The organism is Rhizobium sp. CNPSo 3670 (genome assembly GCF_057784555.1).
The window spans coordinates 45,142-69,816 of record NZ_JBXSOL010000013.1; the positions used below are offsets into that span (position 1 = coordinate 45,142).

The window sequence follows — 24,675 nt, forward strand, 5'->3', positions numbered from 1 at the left end:
GCTGAACCCCTCTGGCGCCTTGCCGCGGTTCAGGGCATCCTATGATGGCTGAAAGTTGTGTCTATGGCAGTTGGAGGAATGCCGATGCGTTGCTTTACCGTACTTGGACCCTCGCAGACTGGAAAATCGACGGTCGTCGAAAAGCTCGCCTCGCTGGAGGGAACGCCGAGAAAATCCAGCTCCCCTTATGGACTGAACCTCACGGAATTCACCTTTGGAAATGAGGCGTGGTGCGCGCTCGATGCGCCGGGACCGAACGAAGCCTTGGCGCATGTGCAGCACGCGCTTCTTGCCAGCGACGCCTGCATTCTGTGTGCTTCTCCGGCTCCCGAAGAGGCCGTGCTCGCCGCACCCTATCTGCGGATAATCGAAGCCTCGGGGACGCCCTGCATCCTCTTCGTCAACCGGATGGACGAACCGAGAGGGCGGCTGAGGGATGTGATCGCCGCGCTTCAAGACTACGCCAACCACACGCTTTTGCTTCGCCAGATCCCGATCCGCGAGGGAGACAAGATCGTCGGCAGTTGCGATCTGATTTCCGAACGGGCGTGGCGCTACCGGGAAGGCCAGACTTCGGCGCTGATTGCAATCCCCGAAAGTGCTGCCGAGCGCGAGCAGGAAGCGCGCAGCGAGCTTTTGGAACACCTGTCCGAATTCGATGACTGGCTTCTTGAGGAACTGATCGAAGATCGCCAGCCGCCCAGCGACGCGCTCTATGCCATTTCATCGCGGGTTCTGAGCGAAAACAGGATTATTCCGGTCCTGATCGGCGCCGCAAGTCACGGCAACGGCATGATGAGGCTGATGAAAGCGCTGCGCCACGAGGCGCCGCAGGTCACGGCTCTTCGACAGCGCCTGGCTCGTGCGGGCAATGTCGATGAAAACAAGCTGACCGCCGTGAGCTTCCATGCCTATCATCGTCAGAATATCGGCAAGACGGTGCTGGTGCGTGCATTTGGCGAGGGACTGCGGCAAGGCGCATCACTTGGCGGCTCCGGCCTCGGCGCCGTGCAGGATCCCGCAAACGGACGGTCCAGTTCGGCGATCACGCCTGCACCGGGGGATGTCTTCGCAACAGTCAAGTCCGACCACTTGCCCGTCCCGTCGCTGTTGACATCAAACGCGGCGCTCGCCCCGCCCGAATGGACCGAGCCACCGACGCCGATGCTTGAAAGGATCCTGGTCCCGGGCAGTGAACGCGATGAAAACAAGCTCTCCGAAACGCTGGCAAAACTTGCCGAGACGGATCGCGGTCTTGTCGTTCTGCAGGAGGAAGGCACCGGCGCCCAGCTCGTCCGCGCCCAGGGCCCGGTACATCTGCGCGATCTCTGCCGAACCCTGTCCGACGTCTTCCACATCGAGGTAACAGATCGAACGCCCCGCCCGATCTATCGTGAAACCATCGCGAAGCCGTCCGAGGTTCACTACCGGCATCGCAAACAGACCGGCGGCGCCGGGCAATTCGCGGATGTGAAGCTCAGCATTCGCCCCAACGAGCGTGGCCGGGGCTTCACCTTCAGCGAAACCGTCAAGGGTGGCGTCGTTCCGCGCAACTACATCCCTGCCGTCGAAGCAGGCGCGCGCGAAGCGATGGAGAAAGGGCCGCTCGGCTTCCAGGTCATCGATGTCGGCGTAACGCTGTTCGATGGTCAGCACCATGCTGTCGACAGTTCGGAACACGCCTTCAGGACTGCTTCGAAAATGGGAGTGCGACAGGCGCTTTCCGAAGGGTCGGCCGTTTTGATGCAACCGGTCTTCCGCAGCGAAATTCACATTCCGTCGATCTATTCCGGCAGCCTCGTCCAGATCGTTTCCGCTCTCAAGGGTCAGGTTCTTGGCTTCGACCGGGATGAAAACGCCAAGGGATGGGACATCTTCCGGGCACTTGTTCCGGGCGGCGCGCTTGACGATCTGGCGCGGGCGCTGCGCTCGGCGACGCAGGGCATTGGTTACTTTTCCAAGACCTTCGATCACTTCGAGGAGCTATACGGCAAGGAAGCGGACGCCATCGTGAGGGCACAGGAGGAAACGGGCGGCGCACACTGAAATCTTCCCGCCAATACCTCGACGGCCTTGGGGGGCAGCATGCGGCCGGGGCCGGTCAGTTCGCACTGGTTTTCGGAATGCGCCTGAGCTCCGATCCTCGCTTTCGAGGATGGCGCGCCGCGGAACCATTGATTACCTTGCGAAACTTTATAAGCTGCCCCTCATTACCGTGAGCGGCTTGAGGACGCTCCAAAGGGCATTCATGAGGGGCATCCGATGATCCACGAATTGCGCATCTATACTTGTCTGCCGGAGAGGCTGCCGGCACTGCAACAGCGTTTCGAGACCGCGACGCTGGCGATCTGGGAACGGCTCGGCATCCGCTCACTCGGCTTCTGGACAACGATGATCGGTTCTTCCAGCAACGATCTGACCTACCTGCTCGAATGGCGGTCGCTGGCGGAGCGCGAGCAAAAATGGTCCGAGTTCATCGCCGATCCGGAGTGGAAGGAAGCGAAGGCGAAGAGCGAGGCGGATGGGCCGATCATCGCCAACATCACCAGTTCGCTGCTGCAGCCGACACGCTTCTACCGCGGCTTCTCCAACCCGTCGGAATAACGGTTACGGCAGCCGAGATCGCATGACCATGTCCGGCACCGTCATCGGGCGATATCGAGAGCCGCTATTCAAACACTTTAGAAGGGGGCTGTTTTTTGATGCCGGCTGCGGCGATCAGCCAGAACAATCCCCCGGCGGCAATTCCGAATACAGCTGTTTCCGTGAGCAATTCGATTGCTTCCAGCAATCCCCACCACGTCATCATCCCGTGCTGGTAGGTCATGTGATTGTTCACGTAGGCCTCGTCGGGGCCGAAAAATACAGTTAGGCAAAACCACGGGAAGGTCGCGACGGAGGGCCCCGACCATCGCACAATTTGCAAGAGATGCCCGTACTCGTCCCCTGAGGTAGAGGATCAATGGTATCCCCAATACAACAGTTGGCGGATACACACCGAAGAACGCGACGACTGCAGTCGTTTGGACAACGCGCTCCATCATATCCGGCAGGCCCTGATAGGCTGGTGCGTAAACCGCATATGCGAAGGATGCCACCAAAGGCACTACGATTAGTGCAACTGCAATTCTCCACCAGGGTGGAGATGCGAATGTTGTTGCCGCCATGTGCACCTTGCCCAAACAGTCTACGCATCAGAATTGCACGCGCAGGTACGTATGACAACGGCCCGGCTCCCGCATTTTTCTCGGATTGATGACGTGTACGCTTCTGCCGACGGGGCAGTAGGTTAGCGTCGCCCGTTAGTGGAGCAGAACACCCATCTGCCGGTGCACGAGTTGGACGAAGATGGGGACGTCGACGGGACGGCGTGACCTGCCGTTTCTTCCGGAACGGATATCCTGCATGTTAACGGCAGGAACAGTATTGCAAGAAGCGCCCAAAGAATATTGTATATGTATCTCGCAAATCCATGCATATTTTGCACGCCACCACTGAAAACACTTAGCGCGTACATACCAACGAAACAGAGGATGAAACCTATTAGACAATTGATACACAGGCGCTTTGTCACCCTAGCCTCCAAAGAATTCAGTGCTCAGCATGAATGTCAAAGAAAGTGCGCCATCTCGCTGACTTGCTGGCAGCCTATCACCATCAATCGCCATCTCCTATAACTCATAAATTGCCGCACTATCAGCAGCGTCCCGCGGCTCTTATATGAGGGGTGCCGCAGCTTCCCGTGATGTGTCCAAGCTCCGTATTCGATCTCAGCGACGAGTTTCGGCTTGATCCAGACCAGGTTTTTGCGGCTTGCCTTAAAGCCAGTTCCGGCTGGGAAGGCTTGCGAGGCGGCGTTGTCATACCGCAAGTTGAACAGCCATATCTTAAAATGCAATTGACCCATATTGAGTATTGACACTTCATAAGTCGCGGCGGGGAAAACATTTCGGCTGCCTTGACCTGCTGAGGGAGGGTTATATCTAAATAAGTAGTTTCCCCATGGAATACCGAATGTGTAGTCGCGTTTACATCAAAGAATCGCTTCACGAGCTCGCGCGTAGTTTCTCTTTCGCCGGATACGGCGAGCTTGACGGCTTGGTTGACCGCATCCCTCGATACAACGGCTCACCAGGCCAAGTCTATCCGATCATCATCCAGGAAGCAGCGCCGGGAACCGGTATCGTTGGCCCGGTCTTTGCAATAGCAAAGTGGGGACTGGCGCCGGCATCTAGAACGCCTAGCGACCGGCGTCGCCCATTGGTCGATGTTCGCTGCGAAAAGATTGCCGCACACAGACTCGCCGGGCCTGCCTACCGGTCTCGGCGCTGCTTGATTCCAGTCAACGGATTCTTTGAGTGGAAGTTGATCTCCGCTCACAGCCGAGACAAGCAACCCTATGCTATCGCGATGAAGACGGACGTTCTGTTTGCTCTCGCAGGCATTTGGGAGCTCTGGCGCCACCCAGCCGGCATCGATATCCGCACCTTCGCCGTCGTCACCTGCGCGCCGAATGAGATGATGACGACAATCAGTGAACGAATGCCAGTCATTCTCCGTCGGCAAGACTATGAGCGCTGGCTATCTCCTGATCCAAATCCATCCGACCTGATGAAGCCATACTCGGCCGACCTTTTGACCATGTGGCCGATCGGCACGGGCGTTGACAATCTGAAGAATACCGGCCCCGAGATCATCAGCCCGGTTAATCTCGGTCCGCGGCGTCCTCTGACTCGTCAGCTTCGCTGAGAGGCGGAACCGCCCTCCACACTGTCACGACATCAGCCGCCCTCGAAAAGAAACAGAGGATTATTGACTCCATCGCCCCGCGTGAACATAATGAGAACATCGGCGTGCGGCCGCCAATCTGAAAACTTAAAGTATGGAGCACGGGATGCGCGAGCAGCCGATTGGCGAAGCCATGGTTGATGATGAGATTGCCGAGGTGCTTGCCTATCACAAAGGCGATGTGCAAGCGGCGATAGGAACGCTCCTGGCAGACATCCGTCACCTTCGCTGGCAGCTAGTGCTGACCGAAGGCGCTATGGGCCGAGGGATCACGCGTGGGTGGCGGCCGAGATACGACCGAGACTGACCATGCCGGAAATCAACTATTCCAAGAAGTTGCGCGGGTGGACCCTGCGCGACGCGGCTGATGCTAACCAATTGCTCGAGGTAACGTGCCAGCTGTGTCGAAGGACTTACCGGTTTTTTCCGCGAGATCTGTTGAAGCTGACGAAGGACGTGAGCCTCGATCGCTTGGCCGGCCGCTTCCGGTGTCAGCTCTGCGACCGAAGGGAATACATGAATCTGAAGGTCGTCCAGATTTGGGGGGCTGAAATCGGCAAGCTTACAGTGCGCCGACTGGTCAAAGTGACATCGGTCAAAAAACCAATCTGGGAAGACGGAGTTTTGTAGGATGGCGTCGCGCCGAGATAATCCTAGCGCCCGCTGGCGCCTAAAAACTGATCTTCCTCATCACGTCATACTCTGGTGGGGCAACTATCACTCCGGCGAACACCCCTATTCCGTTCACGATCGGGGTACGGTCATCACCTCCGCGCTCGCACTGGACAGCAGATCGAAGAGCTATAGGGCGTCGATCGAGTGGGATAGCTATCTTGTCTTTTGCTTCAGCAGCCGCGAAGCTGCAGAGCAATTCAGGGATCGCTGGGACGGCCAGTTAATCGATACGGACGAAGTGGCCCGCAATGGGGCCTGGACGCCGAAGGAGGGAGATGTGTGCAATCTATACCGGATGGATGCGAAGGATTGGGTCAATAAGTGGGCTCAAGACGTCGAGAGTCTGGTCAACTTGATGCCGGCCTACCAGATGAACCCGGACCAATTGGGCCCGATCGTCCGCAACACACCAGATGGCCGTAAGCAGCTTGTCCATGCGAGATGGGGTCTTCCTTCGCCATTCTTCGTGATCAAACAGGCAGCTGAGGCCCGGGCAGAGAAATTGCGCCAAAAAGCCAAGCCCGTCGACATGGACATGCTCATCCGGATGGAGCCGGATAAGGGCGTCACCAACGTCCGCAACCTCAATGTTTCGCACTGGAAGAAATGGTTCGGCGTCCAGAGCCGTTGCATAGTGCCGGTGACCAGTTTTGCCGAACCCGATCCCGCCAGTAAACAGGACGGTGGAAGCACGCCGAACGCGTGGTTCGCCCGTGACGACAGTAGGCCGTTGATGTTCTTCGCTGGGATCCACGTTCCGCAATGGCAAAGCGTTCGGAAAGTCAAGGATGGTCTTACGACCGACGACCTCTACGGCTTCTTGACCACCGACCCCAACGACGTCGTCAAACCGATCCATGGAAAGGCGATGCCGGTCTTGCTGCTGACGCAAGAAGAAGTCGACGTGTGGATGCGCGCCCCTTGGGAAGAGGCGAAGGCGCTCGCCCGCCCGCTGCCGAACGATGCAATCAGGGTGATCTCGCGCGAGGCCTATGGCTCCACCATCATCAGCAACGCCGGGGAGCCGGTGCAAACGAATTTGCTGTAACCACTATGAGTGGACAAGGGCATAAAGGCATCATCGGCGCCGGGCGCTAACCTGATTATCGAGCACTATTGCTGTGTCGCCGGCTGCGCGGAGTGGTCTTAATGGGATGATGACATAACTATACATCATAGATCATTCCAAACCAAAGAAATTGGCTGGCTTCTCAATGCTGAACGGTCTCGACACCTTCGTGATGAAGCTGATGGGTCAATATTCATCCAAGTCGATTATAGCGAATAAGTTCATTATTCATTTTCTTGACTTGAACACTGTAAAATTTCTGACTTTATTTATATTACTGTGGTTTCTATGGTTTTTTCGAAATAAGTGGAAGCCAGTTGTTACCGAATGCATCATCGACATGTTCTTCGGAATTGGCATATCGCGATTTATACAACTGTTCCTGCCAGAGCGTCTCAGGCCGCTGCATTCAGGCAATCCCGACTTCGTGCTGCCTTTGGGCGTCGATCCGAATGCGCTTGAGCATTGGAGTTCCTTCCCCAGTGACCATGCCGCGCTGACCTTCGCGGTATCGACAACAATGTGGCGTGCATCCCGACCGCTTGGTGCGGCCTGCTTCATCTGGTCGACGTTCGTGATTTGCCTGCCGCGCATCTATGCTGGCTATCATTATGCGACCGACATCCTGGGTGGCGCTTTTGTAGGCGTGTGCACAGCCCTTCTGGTTGCACGCCCTCTTCAGAAGCTATTGATGCCGTCTGTGCTAACGGCTGAGGAGCGCTTTCCAGGTTTGTTCTTCTCTGGTTTCTTTGTCATATCCTATGAATTTGTGACACAGTTCGAAGAACTGCGGCTCGTCGGAAGGGCCCTTCAACACCTCATCTCGTGATTGCGAGTTCGACGAGCTCGGATAAACGGCACATCCTTCCACTGCAGGCCGTTCCGGATCACATAGACGAAGCTTTGGCGGCGGGCTGGCGAGAATCAAAACCGTAGCAAGCGGAGATTGGCCTAATTAAGAAGGCCGAAGCTGAGTTTAACTATCTCCAACGCTGTAACGGAACCTAGCCGGTCCTCGTTCGTTGAGGCAACAGGAAAGCACGGGTGTTCCTCCTGTGCGATCCGTGTTGTCAAGACTTGCCCCGTTTCGGCGGGGCTTTTTTTGTCCGGCATCGTACCGGAACCGCACTATGCCCGATCACCCGCCGCTGTTGAGGAAGCGATCGACAAGCTGATCGATCTTGACGAGACTGCCCGAGCCCACTTCCAAGACAATTCGAAAGAATCGCCGAGTGATGTTCAGTCGAGCGCATCCTAGAATCCGATCGAAGTGAAGGGTTCTAACACCGCGGCCTCATGGCGCCGTTTCCATGTGAGGCGCCATCAAACGCGGACGCATCCAGTTCGCGAGTTCGACCGGACAACCTCCACAGTGGGTACGACAGCAGACATTTAAGTCGCTGCTAATGCTCCCCATATAAGATGCTGCGCCGGTCGGGTTCTTCGTCCGGCGTAGCGGCGTGCTCCTGCGTTCATGGATGGTGCAGTTGAGCCGCCGCACTTCTTTCTCAACGGAAGCCGAAGAAGCTCAGGATAGCGAGCACGATGACGACGGCGCCGACGAGCCAGATTAAGTTATTCACGTGGAATCTCCTTCAATGGGAATGAGCCAGGTTGCAAGCACATAATGTTTGGCGGCGGCTCATGTTCCAATGTCCACAATGCCTGGCGCCGCCTGCCAAGACTTGCCCCCTTGCGAGGGCTTTTGTCCGGTAGTGTACCGGAACCACAGGCAGCACAGTGATGTTAAGTCACCGGATCGCGGCAGAGAGGTAGTTACTTCGGATCGCACACGCCTTTCAGCTTGCGATCCACCCCACCCCGGAGTGGGGTCGTGCGGAGTAAGTTTCCCAGTGGGCTCCCAACGCGACGCACGACTTCTTTATCAGCCCAGCCAAATGAACATAAGTGTCGAACACATTTGCTGATCAAGGACGGCGGATTGGTTCGTGAGTCGTGGAAATTTTGATGACGGGCCGCCCACCTCCCTCCGTGCACTTCGGCTCCGCAAACTTCGTTGTGCGCGGAGCTCCATCGCCGTCGATCCTGCTGAGCTACTTCCAAACGAGAGCCTCACGAGATTTCGCCATGCTGACGTAGCGATAGTAGACCGTCGCGGGCACCACCAATTTGGTGCCAGTCGTGCAGCACAGGTAGTTGCCGAAAAGAAAGTAATTCAGCTTATCGCATGAAAAACAGGTAACGCCGTGATAGTCCACGACCTGCTTCCCATCCACAAACATCAAGAAGCGTCCGTCGCCTTCCCTGGTCCATCGGACAAAGAGTTCGAAACGGTGCCAAGCGCCCGCCAGTTCGCTGATAGAGGCGACGCGCATGTCGAAAAGGTTAATACAGTCACCGCCGAACTGGGTCATCTGCTTCCCGCTTGGCTTTTCCATACTCCATGAAAGGAATTGGTCGTTGCTATGGGGATTGGTGGTCAGGGCCACGAGTTGGCATTGGTCCTGATCCTTGAATTCGACGAATATCTCGTGACCTCTTACCTGTTTCGAACCAATCGGAAAGTCGGGCACGAAATACATGTCCCAGCCATACCATGCCTCCTTGGGTTGCTTGGCCTTGCGTCCCTGCTGAACCGTCGCGCGAGCCGACTGTTGCTCGCAGTCGTCCTGCACGCACGGGCCTGGATTGATCGAGAACTTGAACACCTTGGCCGCGTTGTGCTGATCCAGCGGGTCTTTCACCATAGTAAAGCCGCCCGGCTGATTGCGCTCCGTCGTAACTCTAAAGGGGTGAGTGAAGCCAGGAACTTTAAATGTCCTTTCCGCAGCGGATGAAAGATTTGCTGAAAGAACTGGCAGAAGTACTGCCACCAGGATTTTGCGGAGGAAGTTCAATATGCCGATATTCCTGAACCCTGAGCTTGACCAATTAGGTCTCAGCGGCATCACCAACCTCCCTCATTGTCTCGGCATCGCCTGTTACGCGTTCAATATGCCATAAGGGGCGACCTTCAGCTTTGAAGGAATTATGGAGCTTCAACCAGACGACTTCAGCGGTGGCCAGCGGCACACCGCTTAAAGACGACCGAATGAGCCGTGCCACCAATCCCATCCTGAATGCTGCGGCTCAAGTCGGTGTCAACAGGGTCGCGCCGGTCGGCGCATTGGGGTCTGCCCAGCGACGGATAGTGCCGGTGCCCAAATCAGCGCCGTAAAGCCAGCCGTCGGGTCCCTTCTGAATGTCTACGAGATAGGCGACGCCCGTATCGAAGACCTGTACGTTCGAGATCTGCCGGCTTGCGTTCATCGTGGCGGTGTAGACATTTCCATTGACAAGATCCGCAAACATCAGGGTGTTGTCGTTGTAGAAGTCCCCGACGGTGATCGCAGTGGCGTTGTCGGGCGAACCGTGGCTTCTCGATAGCAGCGGAAAAACAGCAGGCTGATCAGAAGGGCTGTTTCGGTTCCCATTGTTGTAGAAGCTGATCGCTTGAGGGAGATCCTGGTAGCCGCCCGTTCGGCCAGGACCTTCCAGATACGGCCAACCGAAATTCGATCCTGCAGGGCCGGTATTTATTTCCTCCCAAGTGGTCCAGCCGACATCTCCGAGCACGGGCAGGTTGGTCACTGGATCGAAGGTGAAGCGATAGGCGTTGCGCACGCCCGAATAGAATACCTTGGACTGATTGCTGTTCGGATCTGCGGGGTCATAGAAGGGGTTCCCCGGAACGCCCGCGCCGGTCATCGGATCTATCCTCAGGACTTTGCCGGACAGATTGTGAACGTCTTGAGCGCGAACCGTGCGAGGGTCCATGAAATTGTATGAGGTGCCGTCTCCGTTGCTGAAGTACAGCATGCCGTCGGGCCCGAAATGGAGTGCTCCATTGGAATGGGAGTCACTGTCCGTCGCCAGATAGTCCCGAATATTCTGGTTCTGGATTCCGGCGCGATCTGGATCGTTGTCCTGTGTTCCCACCTCGATCTGGCTTGCAGGGGCGGTGATGGTGGTGCCGTTGACGATGCCGGACGGCGGTATGTTCACAGCGCCGGTACTGTCGAGATCCGGACGGCTGGTGTATGCCCAGGTGCTGTTGGTACCGGCCAGCACGACCATGCTGGCCGGATCGGCAATCATCGTGTTGGGGTTGACCGTAAGCCGAACGAGGCGCGAAGGACGGTTCCCTTTGGTATCCGGTCCCGCCAGGCCGGTTCCATTCGCGGTTTCCGGCGGATCGTAGGTGTAGAGCAGATAGACGTAAGGATTTGCCGCGAAGTTCGGATGAATTGCCAGCCCCAGCATCCCGCGATCTCCGGGCGTATAGTTGACCTGGCTGGACAAATCGACAAACGGCGTCGATCTCAGCGTGCCGTTGTCCACCACCCGCACAATGCCATTCTGTTGCGCGACAACCATATAGCGGCCATCGGGGGTCCAATCCAAGGCCGTTGGCTCGGTCAAGCCGGACACGACGGTCTGTCGGACCAGATTGCCGAGGTTGCTGTCGTCGTCCAGGATGTTGACGGTCGCAGTCGTTTGGCTCCCCAGGACAGCACCTGTCGGGTTGCTCAAGGTTAAAGTGAAGCTTTCGTTGCTCTCGGCCGTCGTGTTGTTGAGCAGCGGAACAGAAATGGTCTGGATCGCTTGCCCTGCGGCAAAGGTGAGCACGCCCGTTGTTGTCGTATAATCGGAGCCCGCGATCGCGCTGCCATTGCTCGTTGCATATGCGACGGTGGCCGTGGCGTCGATGTTTCCACTGCGCTGAACCGTGATGGTGGCGGCGGCGGCGGCCTCCGACAAGGTGATGACCGGATTGTTCAGGGAGATGGTGGGTGCGGAATCGTTGTCGACGATGGAGACCAGAACAGTCCGCGGCGCTGCCAGGGAGCCACCAGGCCCGGGATTCTGGATGCCGACAGAAAATGTCTCGGTCCCTTCGGCATCAGGATCATTGACGATTGGGATGGCAAACGTCTTGCTGCTCTCGCCGTCCTCGAAAACAACTTGCCCGGTATTGGCTCGGCCATTGAAGGTCGGCAACGTATAGTCCGCTCCAGCCTGTGCCGCTCCGGCTCCGCCGATCTCGTTGGTCGTGTACTCCAGTGTCAGCTGTCCGCTCGTACTGCCTGTGCGAACGACGGTGATTGTTGCAGCGCCCGCTGTTTCACTGACGTAGATGGTGGCGTTGTCCCGCAAGGCAACGCTTGATCCAGCAGAGAAGACGACGTCGCGGAAGTAGTTTTCGTTCTGGTAGACGAGGGCTGGAAACGTGCCGATGGTTTCGTTGTAGACACCGGCGCCGACCGGGGCGGTCAACCCGCCATTGCTGATCGGATTGGCGAAGCCGTTCGAGGTCAGCGAATAGTAGCTGTTGGCATTGACCGAGACGACATAGGTGGTGCCCGCATTGATGACCAGCGGGCTTGCCAAGGTCTGCTGCTGCCAGCCTGAGGCTGTCTCATTGGTGAAGGTGACGCTTGCCAACTGCTGGCCGGTAGCCGACCAGATGCGGCCGACATGCGTGCCGGTCTCGCTGGGAGACTTGTAATAGCGGACCGCCTGGATCGAACCGGTATTGCTGCTGACGAAGCGCATCCCGACTTCCCAGTCCACTCCCGGCCCGTCGGTGAAGTTGGGCTGGGCCGGTGTCTGGGTGGTGAAGAGGCTGACGGGGCTGGAACTTACCGAGGTAATCGGCGCAGTCGCCGCGCTCACGACGGTCTCGCCAGTGCCACGCAGGTCGGTATAAGTGGCATTGACCCGCACGCGCTTGCCGACGAGACTGCTGCCGAGGGTCAGGCTTTGCCCGCCGGCGATGTCACTCCACGTACTGCCGTTGTCGCTGCTCTGCCACAGATAGGTGACGCTTGCCGGCAGGCCATCGATGTCACTGAGGCTGGCGGTCAGGGTCTGGCCCTGGCTCGCTATGCCAGTGATCGAGATCACGCCGGGATCGTTGACATTGGCGACTGCCGAGGACGTCGCCGGGCTGGTGACATTCTCGCTGTTGCCCAGGTTGTCGATGTAACTGGCTGTTGCCCGCACGAAATTGCCGACCTGGGCCTGCTGCAGGGTCAGCGTATTGGCAGTCGCTCCGCCGATATTGCTCCAGGTGGTGCCGTTGCTGCTCTGCTGCCATTGATAGCTCACCGATCCCGGCACACCGTCCGTGTCGGTGACGGCGGCCGTCAACACCTGACCCTGCGTCGCGGTCCCGCTGATGCCAAGCACACCCGGGTGGTTGTTGGCACTGACAATCGCTGCGGTCGGCGCGCTCGCCCGGTTGGTTTCGACACCACCCAGCTGATCGGTGTAAGTGGTCCTCACACGGACTTGCCTGCCCACCTGCGCTGCCTGGAGTGTCCAGCTCGGACCGGTGGCTCCGGCGATGTCGGTCCAGGTCGTCCCGATCAGCTGCTGCCAGCGATAGGTGATCGACACGTTGGCGAGCCCATCGAGGTCGGTAACGGCCGCGGTCAGAGCCTGGCCCTGAACGGGCGTACCGGTGATCGTCGCCACGCCTGCGTCGTTCACGTTGGCGACTGCCGTCGTCGGATCGCTTGCGACCGTCTCGTTGTTACCAAGGGCATCGGTGTAGGTGGCGGTCGCTCGAACCTGCTTCCCAACCAGTGCTTGCTGCAGGCTGAGGGTTTTCGCAGTGGCGCCGGCAATGGTGCCCCACGTGCCGCCGCCATCGCTGCTTTGCTGCCATTGGTAAGCGACGATGGTCCCGGCCGGGAGCCCGTCGACATCGGTAACACCAGCCGCGATCGTGCGATTTTGGTTTGCGGCCCCGATGATGGAGACGACGCCAAGATCGTTGCCGGCAGGATTGCTCGCGACGATCGGGGATGTGGCCAGGCTGGTTCGATTGTTTTCGGTTCCTCCCGACTGATCGGTATAGGTTACCTGGACGCGGACCTGCCTGCCGACCTGCGCTGCCTGAAGCGTCCAAGTCGAGCCGGTGGCGTTTGCGATGTTGCTCCAGGTGTTTCCGATCAGTTGCTGCCAGCGATAGCTGATCGATACATTGGCGAGCCCATCCAGATCCAAGACCGCGGCGGTCAGGGCTTGGCCTTGTACGGGTGTACCGGTGATCGCGACTACGCCTATGTCGCTCACGTTGGCGACGGCGGTATTGGTGGTGCTGGCAACCAGTTCTTGGTTACCCAAAGCATCGGTGTAAGCAGCGGTTGCCCGCACCCGCTTTCCGACTTGAGTCTGCTGCAAGGTCAGGGCGGCTGTGGCTGCACCTGTTATGTTGCTCCATGTGGCACCGTTATCGCTGCTCTGCTGCCACTGATAAGTAATGACCGTCCCTGACGGTAACCCGTCAACATCGGTGACGTTTGCCGCCAAGGTCTGATTCTGAGTCAGAGTCCCGCTGAGAGAAACAACGCCCTGCGCCATCACGCTACCTCCGCATCAACCTGTCAATGTTGTCTGCTAAGTCGTCGAGGCGTGGCTGCGGGAGTCCAGTGTCCCGCCTTTCCCCACGCGCGCTGAACTCCACTGCGCGGACTATGCTCCGATCCTTTGGACTTTCCAATTAGCTCTTTGTTGGTAGAACTCTGTCATTCTTCACACGCCCTTGGTGCACTGGAGCTCAGTTGCAGGCTGGCTAATGGGTGCGGACGACGCGGCTTTTGCCACTCTATGCGCCGATGAAGCCGGGGCTTTCGTGGCTCGCGCCACGCTGCGGACTTGGCGCAGGAGATTTCCGCGTTACCTAAGCCGGCGGCATGGAGGATGACGATGAAGATGCAGAAATTCACGATCGCCGACGCTTCGCTGGAGCGTTCCCCGGGGCAGGAGGCAGATATCCGCGTCGGCAATCTCGTCGATGAGCGGCATGGCGGGCCGATCACCATCGGTTACGGACGTTACGCGCCAGGTCAGAGCCTGACCGAGACGATGGCGGTCGACGATGTCATGATCGTCCTGGAAGGGCGGCTTTCGGTTTCGACAGAGGCGGGGACGGTCAGCGCCGGGCGGGGCGAGATCGTCTACATGCCGAAGGGCGAGACCGTGACGATCCGCTCGCATGAGGAGGGCGCGCTCACCGCCTATGTCACCTATCCGCATTGGCTGCCGGCGCATGCGTAGGCCGCGCATGCGTGGCCCTCAATCTGAAAAAGCGAAACGATTATGTGGTGGCGGTGCGTGACGCCAAAAGCGCTAACTGTCTGCTGATCACACAGTCAAGCCATCTATCGCTCGATCACGCCGGGAACCGGCTCCTGTTCCTGACGGGATCTGGGACCGCTTCCGTTCAGCGCTTCCACGAAACGGACCACGTCGCCGACCAGGCTATCGCTGAAGATGTCGTTGTGACCCGCACTGTCATAGATCACCATTCGCTTGGGTTCGAGTGCGATCTCGTACAGCGCCTGCCCTGAAGACAGTGGGATGCTGTCATCAAGCCTGCCGTGGAGGAACAACTTCGGTTGTCTGACCTTGCCTATGTTGAGGTCCGAGCGAAACGGATCCTTGAGAAGAATTTCAGCCGGCAGGAACGGATAGCGCGCCTGCGCAACCGACAGAACCGACAGGTACGGCGATACAAGAATGACCCCGGCGGCCGGCCTCTTCGCGGCGGTGTTCACGGCGACGCCGGTGCCAAGTGACCGGCCGAGCACGACGATCTCGCTTCCGGCGTGTGCCGAAAGCCAGTCGAATGCGGCGATGCCGTCGGTCAGCAGCCCCTGTTCGCTGGGTGAGCCGGTCGATCCGGGATAGCCGCGATAGGAAATCGCCAGCAAGCCGATCCCGTGCGCGGCCAGCGCCCGAGCGAGAAACGCGTAATTGTCGACGCGGTCACCGTTTCCGAAAAACAGGAGCACGCAGGGCTTGTCGCTGTCGCCCTGGCTGTACAATCCCTGAAGCATCTCGCCGTCGGGCGTCTTGACGTGGACCGACTCGCCCCAACTCGGGTGGTCCGGAGCAGGTGTGGCGCCGGCTCCGGGATAAAGCAGTCTTGCCTGCGAAAAATAGACCAGAGCCACGATCGCCATGTAGGCGATGACCGCCATCAGCGGCAAGATCAGCAAGTACTTTGTGGTGCTCACGACAGAATGTACCCGCCGGTTTGGCAATGCCCAGGACGCTTTGCAGCAACGCGGCCTATTACGGCGTGGTGTGCTCGGCATAGCGGCAATATAGGCACGAATCGTTGCTGCGGAGAAGAGGTCGAGAGACGAAGATGTCCTCAGCGGGGCTTCGGCGATAACACCTATCAAACCGCAATAGCCCTTGGCGCGTGCCTCTCAGGCTGGAAAAGGGTTTTGCCAAGCATCCAGTTCTTCAAGCCGTGCGTACCACTTCTGGATATGCCGGAATTCGGCGAGTGGTATGTCGGCAGCGGTTGCATAAGGAAGCGCAGCTGCCAGTGCGAAATCGGCAACGGTCAGTGTCTTCCCGACGGCGACGCTGTTCTCGGCCAAATGATCGTCGAGCACCCGGGCATGGAGCCGAAAACTCGTCTTCGCGTCTTCGATCACGGCGACGTCAGGCTTCCCGCCGAACAACGGCTTGATCAAACTTTCAAACCACAGCGTTGCTCCATGCAGGGTGAAATGGCTGGCATCCCAGCTCAACCAGCGCAGCACGTCGATCTGCCGATGGTCATGCGGCCAGAAATCCGACGCGACTGTGTCGGACAGCCTGCACATGATGGCGTTCGCTTCCCATAAGGTCCCGGCCTCCTCCTGCAGCACCGGGACTTTCCCGTTCGGGTTCAGCGCCAGGAATTCCGCGGTTCGCTGTTCTCCGCTCGCCAGGTCAACCCTGACGAACTCGACGTCGGCTTGAAGAAAACGCGCGGCGGCGCATGCCTTTCGCGGATTGAGCGTCTCGCAATAGTAGAGCTTCATCGCCGCCTTACCCATGATTTTGCCCTTCGGCGGTTCCCAGAAAAGAGTTCAATCGTTCGAAACTTTGAGACCAACCGGATTCATGACCCTCAAGCGAGGATGCGCTGGCAAATCCGCTCTGCCGAAAAGTCATTTCCGTGCCGCCGTCGCTTTCCCTGAAGGTGATGGTGACGATCGTTTCGGGGCTGGTTTCGCCGGTTGCGGTCTCCCAGGCATGGGTGAAGACAAGCCTGTGCGGCGGCTCGACCTCCAGATATCTTCCGCCGACCCAATGCTCTTCTCCATCCGGGGCAATCAGACAGGCGCGGTGTCTGCCGCCTGGCCAGGCTTCCAGCCTGTCGCCGACCGCCGTGAAGCCGTGAGGGCCACACCATTGCACCAGGGCTTTCGGGTCGGTCCATGCCCCAAAAACGAGATCGCATGGAGCATCGAACCTTCGCACGAGAACCAAGTCACGGCTATTGTCTGTTTCGGTCTCGGGTTTGGCCATTTTCGTTTCCTTGTACCTTGGACAGATAGTCATCGAGACGATCAAAGCTTTCATCCCAGAAGCGCCTGTAATCGGCGATCCAATCCGCAATTGTCTTCAAGGCTGCCGGCTCCAGGATGCGGGGACGCGAATTCGCTTCCCGGCCGGAGCGGATCAACCCGGCCTGTTCCAGGACCTTGAGATGCTTTGAGATGGCGGGTTGAGACAACGCGAAGGGATCGGCGAGCTCGGCGACGGTCGCCTTGCCATTGGCAAGCCGCGCGAGAATTGCTCTCCGCGTAGGATCGGAGAGGGCGGAAAAAATCGCATCAAGCCTGTCGTCCATGCATCACCAATCAGCTATATAGCCATATGGTTATATTCTATGCGGAGAAATGTCAAAGACAATTTATGCTGGATCGGCAACGCACGAAAAAACTCGACCCCGGTGGCTAAGCGACGATGTCGTGAGCGGGACCTTCCCCGCTCGCGACCGAGCACCCGAGAGACCATTTTGCGGGCGCTGCGCCAGCCTCACATCGGCGGCATCTTTTCGAATTTCGCCACGTCAGGGTCGACCCGATCCCAGGCGAGTCCGCGCACGGTGTAGGTTGCCATTTGCGGCTGATATCGCTCGGGCTCGTCGAGGCTGGCGGCGTGGATCGTGAAGAAATCGGGCATGTATGAGAAGGTCAGGTAAACAGGCGCGCCGCAGGCCGGGCAGAAGCCGCGCGTTTTGACATTGCCGTTGTCGGCGACCATCTGCCAGTGGCTGGCCTCTCCTTCAAGCTTCACCGCCTGCCGGCTTGGGAAGGTCAGATAGGATCCGTGGCCGGTGCCGCTCGTCCGCTGGCAGTCGCGGCACTGGCAGTCGTTCATCGCAATCGGCTCGGCCGAAATCTCGTAATGGATGGCGCCGCAGGCGCAGCCGCCGGTATAAGGCTTGCTCATTGCTTTCTCCTGAACAAATTTGTGATGTGGCTGCTGCCGGATCAGTCCTCGCTGCCGGCGAGGGCGCCGATATTCTTCACGACCTTCTTCCAGCCTTCGCCCATCTTCTGGAAGGCGGTTTCATTCCTCGGAAGCAGGAAGCCGGAATGAATGAGGCGCAGCCGTGTGCCGTTTTCCGTCCTGGAGAGAAGGAAGGTGACGACGGTATCGAGCGGCGAGCCGTAGCCGGCATTTTCGGCATGTCCGCCTTTCCAGGCATAGGAGAGACGCTCATTCGGCTTCACCTCCAGCACCTCACAGTGAATGGTGCCGTCCCAGGCACCGGCCGGCGTCGTCTGGTAGGTGAAGCGCTTGCCTTCGACCGGCTCGAAGCCCGCCGGCATCATCAGCCAGCGGCCCATCAGCTCGGCTGACGTCAGCGTTTTCCAGATGGTTTCCGGCGCGTGCGGGAACACTTCGTCGACGACGATCTCCTGCGTGTCGGACTTCAATGCGGTGTCGGTCATGGATCGATTTCCTTCAGCAAGGTTCTGAGATCGGCAAAACGTTCGCGCCAGAAGGTGCCGTAATGGCTCATCCAGTCCACAAGCGGCGCAAGGCCTTCGGGCTCGGCGCGGTAATAGACATTGCGGCCCTCGGGGCGCTCGGCGACGAGGCCCGCCTGCTTCAGCGCCTTGAGGTGCTGCGAGACGGCGCCCTGAGTGACGGTGCTCGCCCGTGTCAGTTCGACGACGGTGATCTCCTTGGAGAGGACGATCTGCTCGAACACCGCCCGCCGGGTAGGATCGGCAAGGGCGCGCATGACGGTGGTAATTGGGGTGGTCTCGATCATGTAAACACAATAGTCGTGACTAATTGATGAGTCAAGACTAATTGGTATCTGTCTTCGGGATGAACTGAAAAGGGATGCTTGATCAGCCCTATGACGGCACCTTGCGTCGGGCTCGCCACCGCGGCCCGGAGCACCTTGCACGAAGGCGACCACCGCCTGCTGCCGCTTTCCTTGTCGTCCGACGGATCTCGGCGATTTCGGCGCGGAGCCGACACCATGACATCGCACCAGATTTAGAGCCGGGCTGGAACCTCGTCAGATCTGCGAAGTTTGCGAGACGAGGAGAATTCCACATGCATTTGATTCAGTTGTTTATTCCGGCAGCGCCGCAAGCGACGATCGACATCGGAGACATTATCGCGACAATTCAGCGCGAGATGACGGAGCGCCATGGCGGTGTGACGGCCTATCTCAATTCCCCCGCAAAAGGGCTTTGGTCCAATGACGAGGGCACTGAAGAAGATACCGTCATCGTGATCGAAGTCATGGTGGGCAGTCTCGATCGGGCGTGGTGGCGCCAATACCGTCGCGAACTCGAACGGCTGCTCGGCCAGGATGAACTGCTCGTGCGGGCACTTCCAGTCGAGACGCTATGACAGCGGAAGCCCCAATGAACATGCAATTCCGCCATATTGAAATCTACAGGAGACAGGGCGAGTTCGCAGGCTGGCCGGCAAATTATGGCCTCTGGTCCTGGGGTGAGGAAATCGTTGTCGTCTTCGCGCGCGGCAAACTCGGAGCGAAGGGGGAATTTCACGAACTGGACCGTGATTATCCATTCGTACCCTGGCAGGCACGCAGCCTCGACGGCGGACTGACATGGATGGACGAGCCGTTCTGCGGCCGGGTGCCCGGTGGGCTCTCGCTTTCGGCCGATGAGCACCTGAACGCCGATCTCAAGATCCGTCCGCATCTGTCGGTTCGTGATGACCTCGCCCGTCTGGATGAACCCATAGACTTTCTCGATCCCGAGACGATCGTCATGTGCGCCAGAACCGATGTAGAGGGCGACGCGGTCAGCTGGTTCTATGTCAGCCGGGATCGATGCCTGACATGGCAGGGTCCGTATCGTTTCACCGGTTTGCACCTTCCGACCTCGGCGCGCACCGATATCGTGCCTCTTGGCAGGGAACATGCGCTCTTCATGCTCAGCACCTCCAAAGAGGACGGTTCGGAAGGCAGGGTGTTCTGCGCGCGCACTGCCGACGGCGGGCGCAGCTTCGTCCTTCAAGGCTTTGTCGGCCCGGAACCTGAGGGCTATTCGATCATGCCGGCATCGGTGGCGCTTGCCGGTGGCGCCATGCTGACCTTGACGCGCTGCATGGGGAGGGGTGGTGGCAAGGGTTGGATAGAAGCCTTCACCTCCGACGACGAAGGGAAGACCTGGACACGGAAAGGCTGCATTGTCGGCGACACCGGCAGCAATGGCAACCCGCCAGCGCTCGGACGCATCGAAGGCATGCTGCTGCTCGTCTACGGCTATCGTGATCCGCCATTTGGTATCCGGATGCGCATGAGTTTCGATGACGGCCAGACATGGGGCGCCGAGAAGGTCATCCGCAGCGACGGCGGCACGGCTGATCTCGGTTATCCCAGAATGGTAAAACGCGGGGAGGGATCCCTGCTCGCCGTCTACTACTTCAACGATGGCGACAGGGAGGAGCGTTACGTCGCAGCGTCCATTGTCACGCCTGCCAAAGATCAAGAAGGAGCCGAGGACGGCGCTGCTTCATTGCAGTCGCAGATCTGAGCCATGCCGAAGCGGAACGTTTGGCATTTGCGGAACAAAGCGGGGCACCCGTGGTTCGGGGCTGCGGCAGTCGCCGCCACGACATGGGAGGTTAGACATGCAAAACGATTTCACAGATCCGGCAGGAAGAAGCGCAACGGCGCAGACACCGTCCTCATCCCCAGCCTTTGGTTCTTCGCCGGGAACGCGCACGTCCGTTTCCGATCTGGAAGCGAAGGTGAGCGAAGACATTTCCGCGGCCAAGGAAGCGATCAAGGAAGGCGCCGACACGGCCGTCGAGAAAGCCAAGGAAGTCATTTCCGAACGCACCAGCTTCGCTGCTCGCCAGGTTGGCGGCGTTGCAACGGCACTTGAGAAAGCTGGCGCCGAAATGGAAAGCTCCGGTCAGGCTGAGGTCGGGCGATACGCCAGGCAAATCGGGCGGAGCGTGCAGACCGTCGCTCGGCGGATGGAAGGCAAGGACATCGGCCAAATCGCCACCATGGCCGAGGATTTCGGGCGCAAGCAACCGCTCGCCTTTCTCGGGATCGCCGCACTTGCGGGCCTGGCGGCAAGCCGCTTCCTGACAGCCTCCGCGAAAAGGCAAACAGCTGCCGCGCCGCGCGAACCGTCGATTGGCCTGCGCCCCGGCGCCGCAACGACCGGAGGTGAGAACAATGGCTAAAACTTCAGAGAACACACCCCTCTCCGAGCTCGTCGGTGGCCTCTTGGGTGATGTCACGGGCCTGCTCCGCAAGGAAATCGACCTTGCCAAGACGGAAGCCTCGGAAAAATTTTCGCAGGCGCTCAGCGGCGTGGAGGTTCTCCTATTCGGAGTGGTCCTGGCGATCGGGGCAGTCGGCGTCTTGCTGAGTGCCCTTGTCGGCGGGCTCGCGGCCTTCCTCGTGACACAGGGTTTTACCCAAACCACTGCCAGTGCGCTCGCCTCTCTGATCGTCGGCATCATCATTGCCGGGATCGCTTGGGGCTTGGTCGCCCGGGGCCTCGCCGCGCTTCGCGCCAACAACATGAAACTGGATCGTACTGCGACTTCGCTTCGCCGCGACGTCGATGTTGTGAAGGACAAAATCTGATGGAAAATTCAACGGAAAAAACATCGGCCGAGCTTCAGTGGGAGATCGACCAAGACCGCCGCCGCATAGGAGATCGGATTGACGCGATTCAGGAACGGATGTCGCCGGGCCAACTCATCGATGAGGTCATCGCATATGCCAAGGGAAGCGGCGGCGCAGAGTATGTCAGCAATCTTGGCCACGCCCTCAAGGCGAACCCTCTGCCGGTCGCGCTGATGGGCGTGAGCCTCGCCTGGCTCATGGCAAAAGGCAGTCCTTCATCAGGCGACACGGCGACCTGGAGCAAGGATCCTGAATACCCGCTTTACCCGGCGACTGGACGGGTTCGCCGGATTGGCCCGCCGGCAATGGAAAACGGAGCCCGTTACAGCCATTTTGCCGATGAATCCGGCAAGAGGTTGAAAGCGTTGACTGACGAAACAGGAGGTCGTGCCGGCCATTTCATGGACGAGGCGGGCAAGACCTATCGTGGCTTCGCCGACGCCAGCGGAAAGCAGATCAATCAGATCGCCGACGAGACTGGTGCAATGCTCGACGCGGCAACCGGCTGGGCGGCGGAGAAATGGGAGCAGGCGAAAAGCGCCGCGAGCGACCTCAGCGCCCGTGCGTCTGACGCGGCGAGCTCGCTGTCGAGCCGATCCTCTTCGGCGGCGACCAGTCTTCAGGAGCAAACGAGCAGACTCAACGAGTCGATCCTCACCCATTTCCGCGACCAGCCGCTCGTCGGCGGTGCCCTGGCTTTCGCGGTCGGTGCAGCGATCGGCGCGGCGCTGCCCCATACCGATACCGAGGATGAGTTGGTCGGCGAAGCCGCAGATAGCACGAGAGATAGCCTCAGTCATCAGGCCCAGGACGTCGTCTCGCAAGGCAAAGAGGTAGCGTCGGAAGTCTATCACAAGGCCGTGGACGTTGCGTCCGATGCTCACGATGCCATCAAGGAACGCGTGGTGGATGAAGCCGAAGCTTTCATAGATCGCAAGGATGGCCCAGGGGGCACCGATCGGCGGTAGAAGATCCATACCGGCGGCCGCAGGGAGGCTTCCACGGACCGTCATCGATGACCACCAGGTTCATGTCCTTGAAAGCGGTGCACCAAACGGAAGCCCGCCGCGGGCGCGGAGGCAGGAGGCGCGTGAGCGGCAGCAGGGTATCGCGAGCGATGGTGCCCTGAGGTCCGCCCGGGAGCATTGACTCCGGGTCGTGTCCTGCTGATCGTTGGCCGATGACCGCTCCGCACTTTCACACCCGTCTCTCGCTCAGCAAGGATCTGGAAAAGCTCGGACTTCGCGCCGGCGACATGGTCATGGTGCATGCCGCCATGAGCAGACTGGGGCGGTTGCTCAACGGTCCCGACATGTTCATCGATGCGCTGCGCGATGTCGTCGGCCCGTCGGGCACCATCGTCGCCTATGCGGACTGGAACGGCGCCTATGACGAACTGCTCGACGAGAACGGCCGCGTTCCTTTCGAATGGCGCGACCATATTGCGCCTTTCGATCCCATCAGTTCCCGGGCGATCCGCGATAACGGCATCTTCCCGGAATTCCTTCGAACCACGCCAGGGGCGCGGCGCAGCGGCAATCCGGGCGCCTCGGTCGCGGCGATCGGCGTCAGGGCCGACTGGCTCACCGCCGATCATCCGCTCGATTACGGCTATGGCGATGGCTCGCCGCTCGCCAAACTCGTGGCGGCCGGCGGCAAGGTCCTCATAGCCGGAGCCCCGCTCGACACGATGACCCTTCTCCACCATGCCGAGCATCTGGCTGAAATCCCGAACAAGCGCCTGCGCCGCTACGAGGTGCCCTTTGCCACGCCAGCAGGCGTGGTATGGCGCATGCTCGAGGAATTCGATACCGGCGACCCGGTCGTGCCTGGCCTCGAAAGCGATTACTTCGCCCGGATCGTCAGCGCCTTTCTCGCCAGCGGGCAGGGCACACAGGGTCCAGTCGGAGACGCGCCATCGGTGCTGGTCGATGCGGCCTCGATCTGCAGCTTCGCAGTCGCCTGGCTGGAGCATCACGCCCGAGCACGCTGAGCGGCTCCGCGCTGTCGTGCAGGCCCTTGCTTTCTCCCCGCAGGCTCCTCCGGCCTCACGGAACAAAATCCCGATGGCGATGTTGGTATGGCGATAAGCAAACAAGGCCATGGGAGGAATCCATGCATAAGTCTCTTCAGTTCGTGTTGATCGGCCTGGCCTCCATGACCGGCCTGACGATCGCACCGACGATTGCCGCCGCCCAGGATATGGAGCTGCGCATCGGCCCCGGCGGCGTCGGCGTCTACGACCGTGACCGTGATCGCGATTACGACCGCTACGACCGCCGGGGACCGCGACGCTGCGATCCTGACGATGCGCTCGACATCGCCCGCAGCGAAGGCCTGCGCCGGGCCCGAGTCGTGCGCATGTCGCCGCGCAGCATCGTCGTCGAGGGCATGACCCGCCGCGGGCCGGATCGGATGATCTTCGCCAACCGGCGCGGTTGCCCGGAAATCTGATGCGGCCTTGAGACAGTCGAACAATGCCGCCGGCACGGGATCTTGCGCCCGCCGGCGGGGAGCTTTCCAACTTTGTGAACATTGCGCCCATACAGCGCTCCGACTGGCTTGAACCCACGGAGCACCACAGGAGGATTTCATCATGATGAGCGGTCAAATGAAGGCGCTTCTCGCCGTTCTTGCCGTTGCCGGTTACCAGAACAGGGACAAGATCCGGGAGCTCCTGCGGGGCCTCCAGAACCCGCAGCAGGCAGGCGCCGGAGGCCAGCCATCAGGCGGGCTCGGCGGCATTCTCGGCGGACTGGCCGGTTCCGGGGGTGGTTTGGGCGGCTTGGGCGGCCTTCTCGGTGGATTGACGTCCGGCAGCATCGTCAGCGGCGGCCTCGGCGACCTCCTGAAGACCTTTCAGCAGAACGGCCAGGGCGACAAGATGGAATCCTGGGTGCGCCGCGGCCAGAATGCCGACATCAATGACGGCGAACTTGCCACAGCCCTCGGCCCGGATGTCCTGGACGAGATCGCCAGGAATACCGGCCTCTCGCATCAGGAGATCCTCGGGCGGCTGAGCCGCGATCTTCCGAAGGCCGTCGACGATCTGACGCCGGAGGGGAAAGTGCCGAGCGCCGAAGAGGCGTTCACGTCCTCGGCGAGCCAGGCAACGTCAGGGCGGCCGAGTGAGGTTTAGGCGTTCAGTTCGGAGCGTAAATATCGCCCTGGATTGATTTGCCGCAGAGATCGC

27 protein-coding genes are annotated in these 24,675 nt (G+C 59.5%); 16 read left to right on the plus strand and 11 right to left on the minus strand.

Going from position 1 to position 24,675, the window contains the following annotated elements:
• The first annotated feature begins 84 nt into the window (after window positions 1–84).
• Complete coding sequence (locus tag AC13QO_RS15460) at window positions 85–2,046, plus strand: elongation factor G (protein WP_488541138.1); 1,962 nt, start codon at window positions 85–87, stop codon at window positions 2,044–2,046.
• Window positions 2,047–2,262: 216 nt separating this feature from the next.
• A complete protein-coding gene (locus AC13QO_RS15465) occupies window positions 2,263–2,604 on the plus strand; it encodes an NIPSNAP family protein (protein ID WP_085777321.1) in 342 nt (113 codons plus the stop codon).
• A 64-nt stretch (window positions 2,605–2,668) separates the two neighbouring features.
• Here the strand turns inward: AC13QO_RS15465 and AC13QO_RS15470 are convergent, their stop codons facing one another.
• Together AC13QO_RS15470 and AC13QO_RS15475 are read right to left on the minus strand one after the other, a co-directional pair.
• Window positions 2,669–2,839 (minus strand): hypothetical protein, encoded by a 171-nt coding sequence (locus AC13QO_RS15470; RefSeq protein WP_488541139.1) that lies wholly within the window; start codon window positions 2,837–2,839, stop codon window positions 2,669–2,671.
• Between the two features lie 771 nt (window positions 2,840–3,610).
• A complete protein-coding gene (locus AC13QO_RS15475) occupies window positions 3,611–3,907 on the minus strand; it encodes an ATP dependent DNA ligase (protein ID WP_488541222.1) in 297 nt (98 codons plus the stop codon).
• A gap of 107 nt (window positions 3,908–4,014) precedes the next feature.
• On the opposite strand from AC13QO_RS15475, the gene AC13QO_RS15480 reads away from it, so the two are divergent.
• The 5 genes from AC13QO_RS15480 (at window position 4,015) to AC13QO_RS15500 (ending at window position 7,361) form a co-directional block, all read left to right on the plus strand.
• Entirely contained in the window at window positions 4,015–4,749 is a 735-nt protein-coding gene (locus AC13QO_RS15480; RefSeq protein WP_488541223.1) for an SOS response-associated peptidase, read from the plus strand.
• Window positions 4,750–4,894: 145 nt separating this feature from the next.
• Complete coding sequence (locus AC13QO_RS15485) at window positions 4,895–5,095, plus strand: hypothetical protein (protein WP_085779998.1); 201 nt, start codon at window positions 4,895–4,897, stop codon at window positions 5,093–5,095.
• A 2-nt stretch (window positions 5,096–5,097) separates the two neighbouring features.
• Complete coding sequence (locus AC13QO_RS15490) at window positions 5,098–5,418, plus strand: hypothetical protein (protein WP_488541140.1); 321 nt, start codon at window positions 5,098–5,100, stop codon at window positions 5,416–5,418.
• Between the two features lie 322 nt (window positions 5,419–5,740).
• On the plus strand, window positions 5,741–6,511 hold the full coding sequence (locus AC13QO_RS15495) for an SOS response-associated peptidase (RefSeq protein WP_085779999.1): 771 nt from the start codon (window positions 5,741–5,743) through the stop codon (window positions 6,509–6,511).
• Between the two features lie 166 nt (window positions 6,512–6,677).
• Window positions 6,678–7,361, plus strand: coding sequence for a phosphatase PAP2 family protein (locus tag AC13QO_RS15500; protein ID WP_488541141.1), 684 nt, complete (start codon window positions 6,678–6,680; stop codon window positions 7,359–7,361).
• 1,225 nt (window positions 7,362–8,586) lie between these two features.
• Here AC13QO_RS15500 and AC13QO_RS15505 read toward each other — a convergent pair.
• Window positions 8,587–9,441 (minus strand): heparin lyase I family protein, encoded by an 855-nt coding sequence (locus AC13QO_RS15505; protein WP_488541142.1) that lies wholly within the window; start codon window positions 9,439–9,441, stop codon window positions 8,587–8,589.
• Window positions 9,442–9,622: 181 nt separating this feature from the next.
• A complete protein-coding gene (locus AC13QO_RS15510; protein ID WP_488541143.1) occupies window positions 9,623–13,903 on the minus strand; it encodes a Calx-beta domain-containing protein in 4,281 nt (1,426 codons plus the stop codon).
• Between the two features lie 345 nt (window positions 13,904–14,248).
• On the opposite strand from AC13QO_RS15510, the gene AC13QO_RS15515 reads away from it, so the two are divergent.
• Window positions 14,249–14,599, plus strand: coding sequence for an ethanolamine utilization protein (locus AC13QO_RS15515; protein WP_488541144.1), 351 nt, complete (start codon window positions 14,249–14,251; stop codon window positions 14,597–14,599).
• A gap of 104 nt (window positions 14,600–14,703) precedes the next feature.
• On the opposite strand, the gene AC13QO_RS15520 is transcribed toward AC13QO_RS15515, so the two are convergent.
• The 7 genes from AC13QO_RS15520 to AC13QO_RS15550 form a co-directional block, all read right to left on the minus strand.
• Entirely contained in the window at window positions 14,704–15,561 is an 858-nt protein-coding gene (locus tag AC13QO_RS15520; RefSeq protein ID WP_488541145.1) for an alpha/beta hydrolase, read from the minus strand.
• 198 nt (window positions 15,562–15,759) lie between these two features.
• A complete protein-coding gene (locus AC13QO_RS15525; protein WP_488541146.1) occupies window positions 15,760–16,380 on the minus strand; it encodes a glutathione S-transferase family protein in 621 nt (206 codons plus the stop codon).
• The gene (locus AC13QO_RS15530) at window positions 16,373–16,855 is read right to left on the minus strand and encodes an SRPBCC family protein (protein WP_285192957.1); all 483 of its coding nucleotides are present in this window, start codon (window positions 16,853–16,855) and stop codon (window positions 16,373–16,375) included. The genes AC13QO_RS15525 and AC13QO_RS15530 overlap by 8 nt, the downstream gene beginning before the upstream one ends.
• Window positions 16,824–17,180, minus strand: a complete 357-nt coding sequence (locus AC13QO_RS15535; RefSeq protein WP_488541147.1) for an ArsR/SmtB family transcription factor — start codon at window positions 17,178–17,180, stop codon at window positions 16,824–16,826. Before AC13QO_RS15535 ends, AC13QO_RS15530 begins: the two co-directional genes overlap by 32 nt.
• Window positions 17,181–17,368: 188 nt before the next feature.
• A complete protein-coding gene (locus AC13QO_RS15540) occupies window positions 17,369–17,785 on the minus strand; it encodes a GFA family protein (RefSeq protein WP_210628765.1) in 417 nt (138 codons plus the stop codon).
• A gap of 41 nt (window positions 17,786–17,826) precedes the next feature.
• Window positions 17,827–18,291 (minus strand): SRPBCC family protein, encoded by a 465-nt coding sequence (locus AC13QO_RS15545; protein ID WP_488541148.1) that lies wholly within the window; start codon window positions 18,289–18,291, stop codon window positions 17,827–17,829.
• Window positions 18,288–18,617, minus strand: coding sequence for an ArsR/SmtB family transcription factor (locus AC13QO_RS15550; protein ID WP_097601500.1), 330 nt, complete (start codon window positions 18,615–18,617; stop codon window positions 18,288–18,290). The genes AC13QO_RS15545 and AC13QO_RS15550 overlap by 4 nt, the downstream gene beginning before the upstream one ends.
• A 293-nt stretch (window positions 18,618–18,910) precedes the next feature.
• Here AC13QO_RS15550 and AC13QO_RS15555 point away from each other — a divergent pair, with 293 nt between their 5' ends.
• The 8 genes from AC13QO_RS15555 (at window position 18,911) to AC13QO_RS15590 (ending at window position 24,621) form a co-directional block, all read left to right on the plus strand.
• Window positions 18,911–19,213 (plus strand): hypothetical protein, encoded by a 303-nt coding sequence (locus tag AC13QO_RS15555; protein WP_085777335.1) that lies wholly within the window; start codon window positions 18,911–18,913, stop codon window positions 19,211–19,213.
• A 14-nt stretch (window positions 19,214–19,227) separates the two neighbouring features.
• Window positions 19,228–20,367 carry a sialidase family protein gene (locus tag AC13QO_RS15560; protein WP_488541149.1) on the plus strand — a complete coding sequence of 380 codons (1,140 nt, stop codon included), beginning with the start codon at window positions 19,228–19,230 and terminating at the stop codon, window positions 20,365–20,367.
• A 97-nt stretch (window positions 20,368–20,464) separates the two neighbouring features.
• Complete coding sequence (locus AC13QO_RS15565) at window positions 20,465–21,031, plus strand: nutrient deprivation-induced protein (RefSeq protein ID WP_488541150.1); 567 nt, start codon at window positions 20,465–20,467, stop codon at window positions 21,029–21,031.
• Entirely contained in the window at window positions 21,024–21,440 is a 417-nt protein-coding gene (locus tag AC13QO_RS15570) for a phage holin family protein (protein ID WP_285192963.1), read from the plus strand. Before AC13QO_RS15565 ends, AC13QO_RS15570 begins: the two co-directional genes overlap by 8 nt.
• Window positions 21,440–22,450, plus strand: coding sequence for a DUF3618 domain-containing protein (locus AC13QO_RS15575; RefSeq protein ID WP_285193136.1), 1,011 nt, complete (start codon window positions 21,440–21,442; stop codon window positions 22,448–22,450). Before AC13QO_RS15570 ends, AC13QO_RS15575 begins: the two co-directional genes overlap by 1 nt.
• Before the next feature lie 212 nt (window positions 22,451–22,662).
• Window positions 22,663–23,475: an aminoglycoside 3-N-acetyltransferase gene (gene aac(3), locus AC13QO_RS15580; RefSeq protein WP_285192964.1), complete on the plus strand. Its 813-nt coding sequence runs from the start codon at window positions 22,663–22,665 to the stop codon at window positions 23,473–23,475.
• 122 nt (window positions 23,476–23,597) lie between these two features.
• On the plus strand, window positions 23,598–23,936 hold the full coding sequence (locus AC13QO_RS15585) for a hypothetical protein (RefSeq protein WP_488541151.1): 339 nt from the start codon (window positions 23,598–23,600) through the stop codon (window positions 23,934–23,936).
• Window positions 23,937–24,078: 142 nt separating this feature from the next.
• Window positions 24,079–24,621 (plus strand): YidB family protein, encoded by a 543-nt coding sequence (locus tag AC13QO_RS15590; RefSeq protein WP_285192965.1) that lies wholly within the window; start codon window positions 24,079–24,081, stop codon window positions 24,619–24,621.
• Window positions 24,622–24,675 lie beyond the last annotated feature (54 nt).

Coding starts and splice junctions, on each gene's coding strand:
- AC13QO_RS15545 (WP_488541148.1), bottom strand. CDS start 18,291: ATGACCGACACCGCATTGAAGTCCGACACGCAGGAGATCGTCGTCGAC.
- AC13QO_RS15590 (WP_285192965.1), top strand. CDS start 24,079: ATGATGAGCGGTCAAATGAAGGCGCTTCTCGCCGTTCTTGCCGTTGCC.
- AC13QO_RS15500 (WP_488541141.1), top strand. CDS start 6,678: ATGCTGAACGGTCTCGACACCTTCGTGATGAAGCTGATGGGTCAATAT.
- AC13QO_RS15555 (WP_085777335.1), top strand. CDS start 18,911: ATGCATTTGATTCAGTTGTTTATTCCGGCAGCGCCGCAAGCGACGATC.
- AC13QO_RS15480 (WP_488541223.1), top strand. CDS start 4,015: ATGTGTAGTCGCGTTTACATCAAAGAATCGCTTCACGAGCTCGCGCGT.
- AC13QO_RS15460 (WP_488541138.1), top strand. CDS start 85: ATGCGTTGCTTTACCGTACTTGGACCCTCGCAGACTGGAAAATCGACG.
- AC13QO_RS15575 (WP_285193136.1), top strand. CDS start 21,440: ATGGAAAATTCAACGGAAAAAACATCGGCCGAGCTTCAGTGGGAGATC.
- AC13QO_RS15560 (WP_488541149.1), top strand. CDS start 19,228: ATGAACATGCAATTCCGCCATATTGAAATCTACAGGAGACAGGGCGAG.
- AC13QO_RS15535 (WP_488541147.1), bottom strand. CDS start 17,180: ATGGACGACAGGCTTGATGCGATTTTTTCCGCCCTCTCCGATCCTACG.
- AC13QO_RS15565 (WP_488541150.1), top strand. CDS start 20,465: ATGCAAAACGATTTCACAGATCCGGCAGGAAGAAGCGCAACGGCGCAG.
- AC13QO_RS15585 (WP_488541151.1), top strand. CDS start 23,598: ATGCATAAGTCTCTTCAGTTCGTGTTGATCGGCCTGGCCTCCATGACC.
- AC13QO_RS15485 (WP_085779998.1), top strand. CDS start 4,895: ATGCGCGAGCAGCCGATTGGCGAAGCCATGGTTGATGATGAGATTGCC.
- AC13QO_RS15515 (WP_488541144.1), top strand. CDS start 14,249: ATGAAGATGCAGAAATTCACGATCGCCGACGCTTCGCTGGAGCGTTCC.
- AC13QO_RS15475 (WP_488541222.1), bottom strand. CDS start 3,907: ATGGGTCAATTGCATTTTAAGATATGGCTGTTCAACTTGCGGTATGAC.
- AC13QO_RS15550 (WP_097601500.1), bottom strand. CDS start 18,617: ATGATCGAGACCACCCCAATTACCACCGTCATGCGCGCCCTTGCCGAT.
- AC13QO_RS15505 (WP_488541142.1), bottom strand. CDS start 9,441: ATGCCGCTGAGACCTAATTGGTCAAGCTCAGGGTTCAGGAATATCGGC.
- AC13QO_RS15465 (WP_085777321.1), top strand. CDS start 2,263: ATGATCCACGAATTGCGCATCTATACTTGTCTGCCGGAGAGGCTGCCG.
- AC13QO_RS15540 (WP_210628765.1), bottom strand. CDS start 17,785: ATGAGCAAGCCTTATACCGGCGGCTGCGCCTGCGGCGCCATCCATTAC.
- AC13QO_RS15570 (WP_285192963.1), top strand. CDS start 21,024: ATGGCTAAAACTTCAGAGAACACACCCCTCTCCGAGCTCGTCGGTGGC.
- AC13QO_RS15530 (WP_285192957.1), bottom strand. CDS start 16,855: ATGGCCAAACCCGAGACCGAAACAGACAATAGCCGTGACTTGGTTCTC.
- AC13QO_RS15490 (WP_488541140.1), top strand. CDS start 5,098: ATGCCGGAAATCAACTATTCCAAGAAGTTGCGCGGGTGGACCCTGCGC.
- AC13QO_RS15510 (WP_488541143.1), bottom strand. CDS start 13,903: ATGGCGCAGGGCGTTGTTTCTCTCAGCGGGACTCTGACTCAGAATCAG.
- AC13QO_RS15525 (WP_488541146.1), bottom strand. CDS start 16,380: ATGGGTAAGGCGGCGATGAAGCTCTACTATTGCGAGACGCTCAATCCG.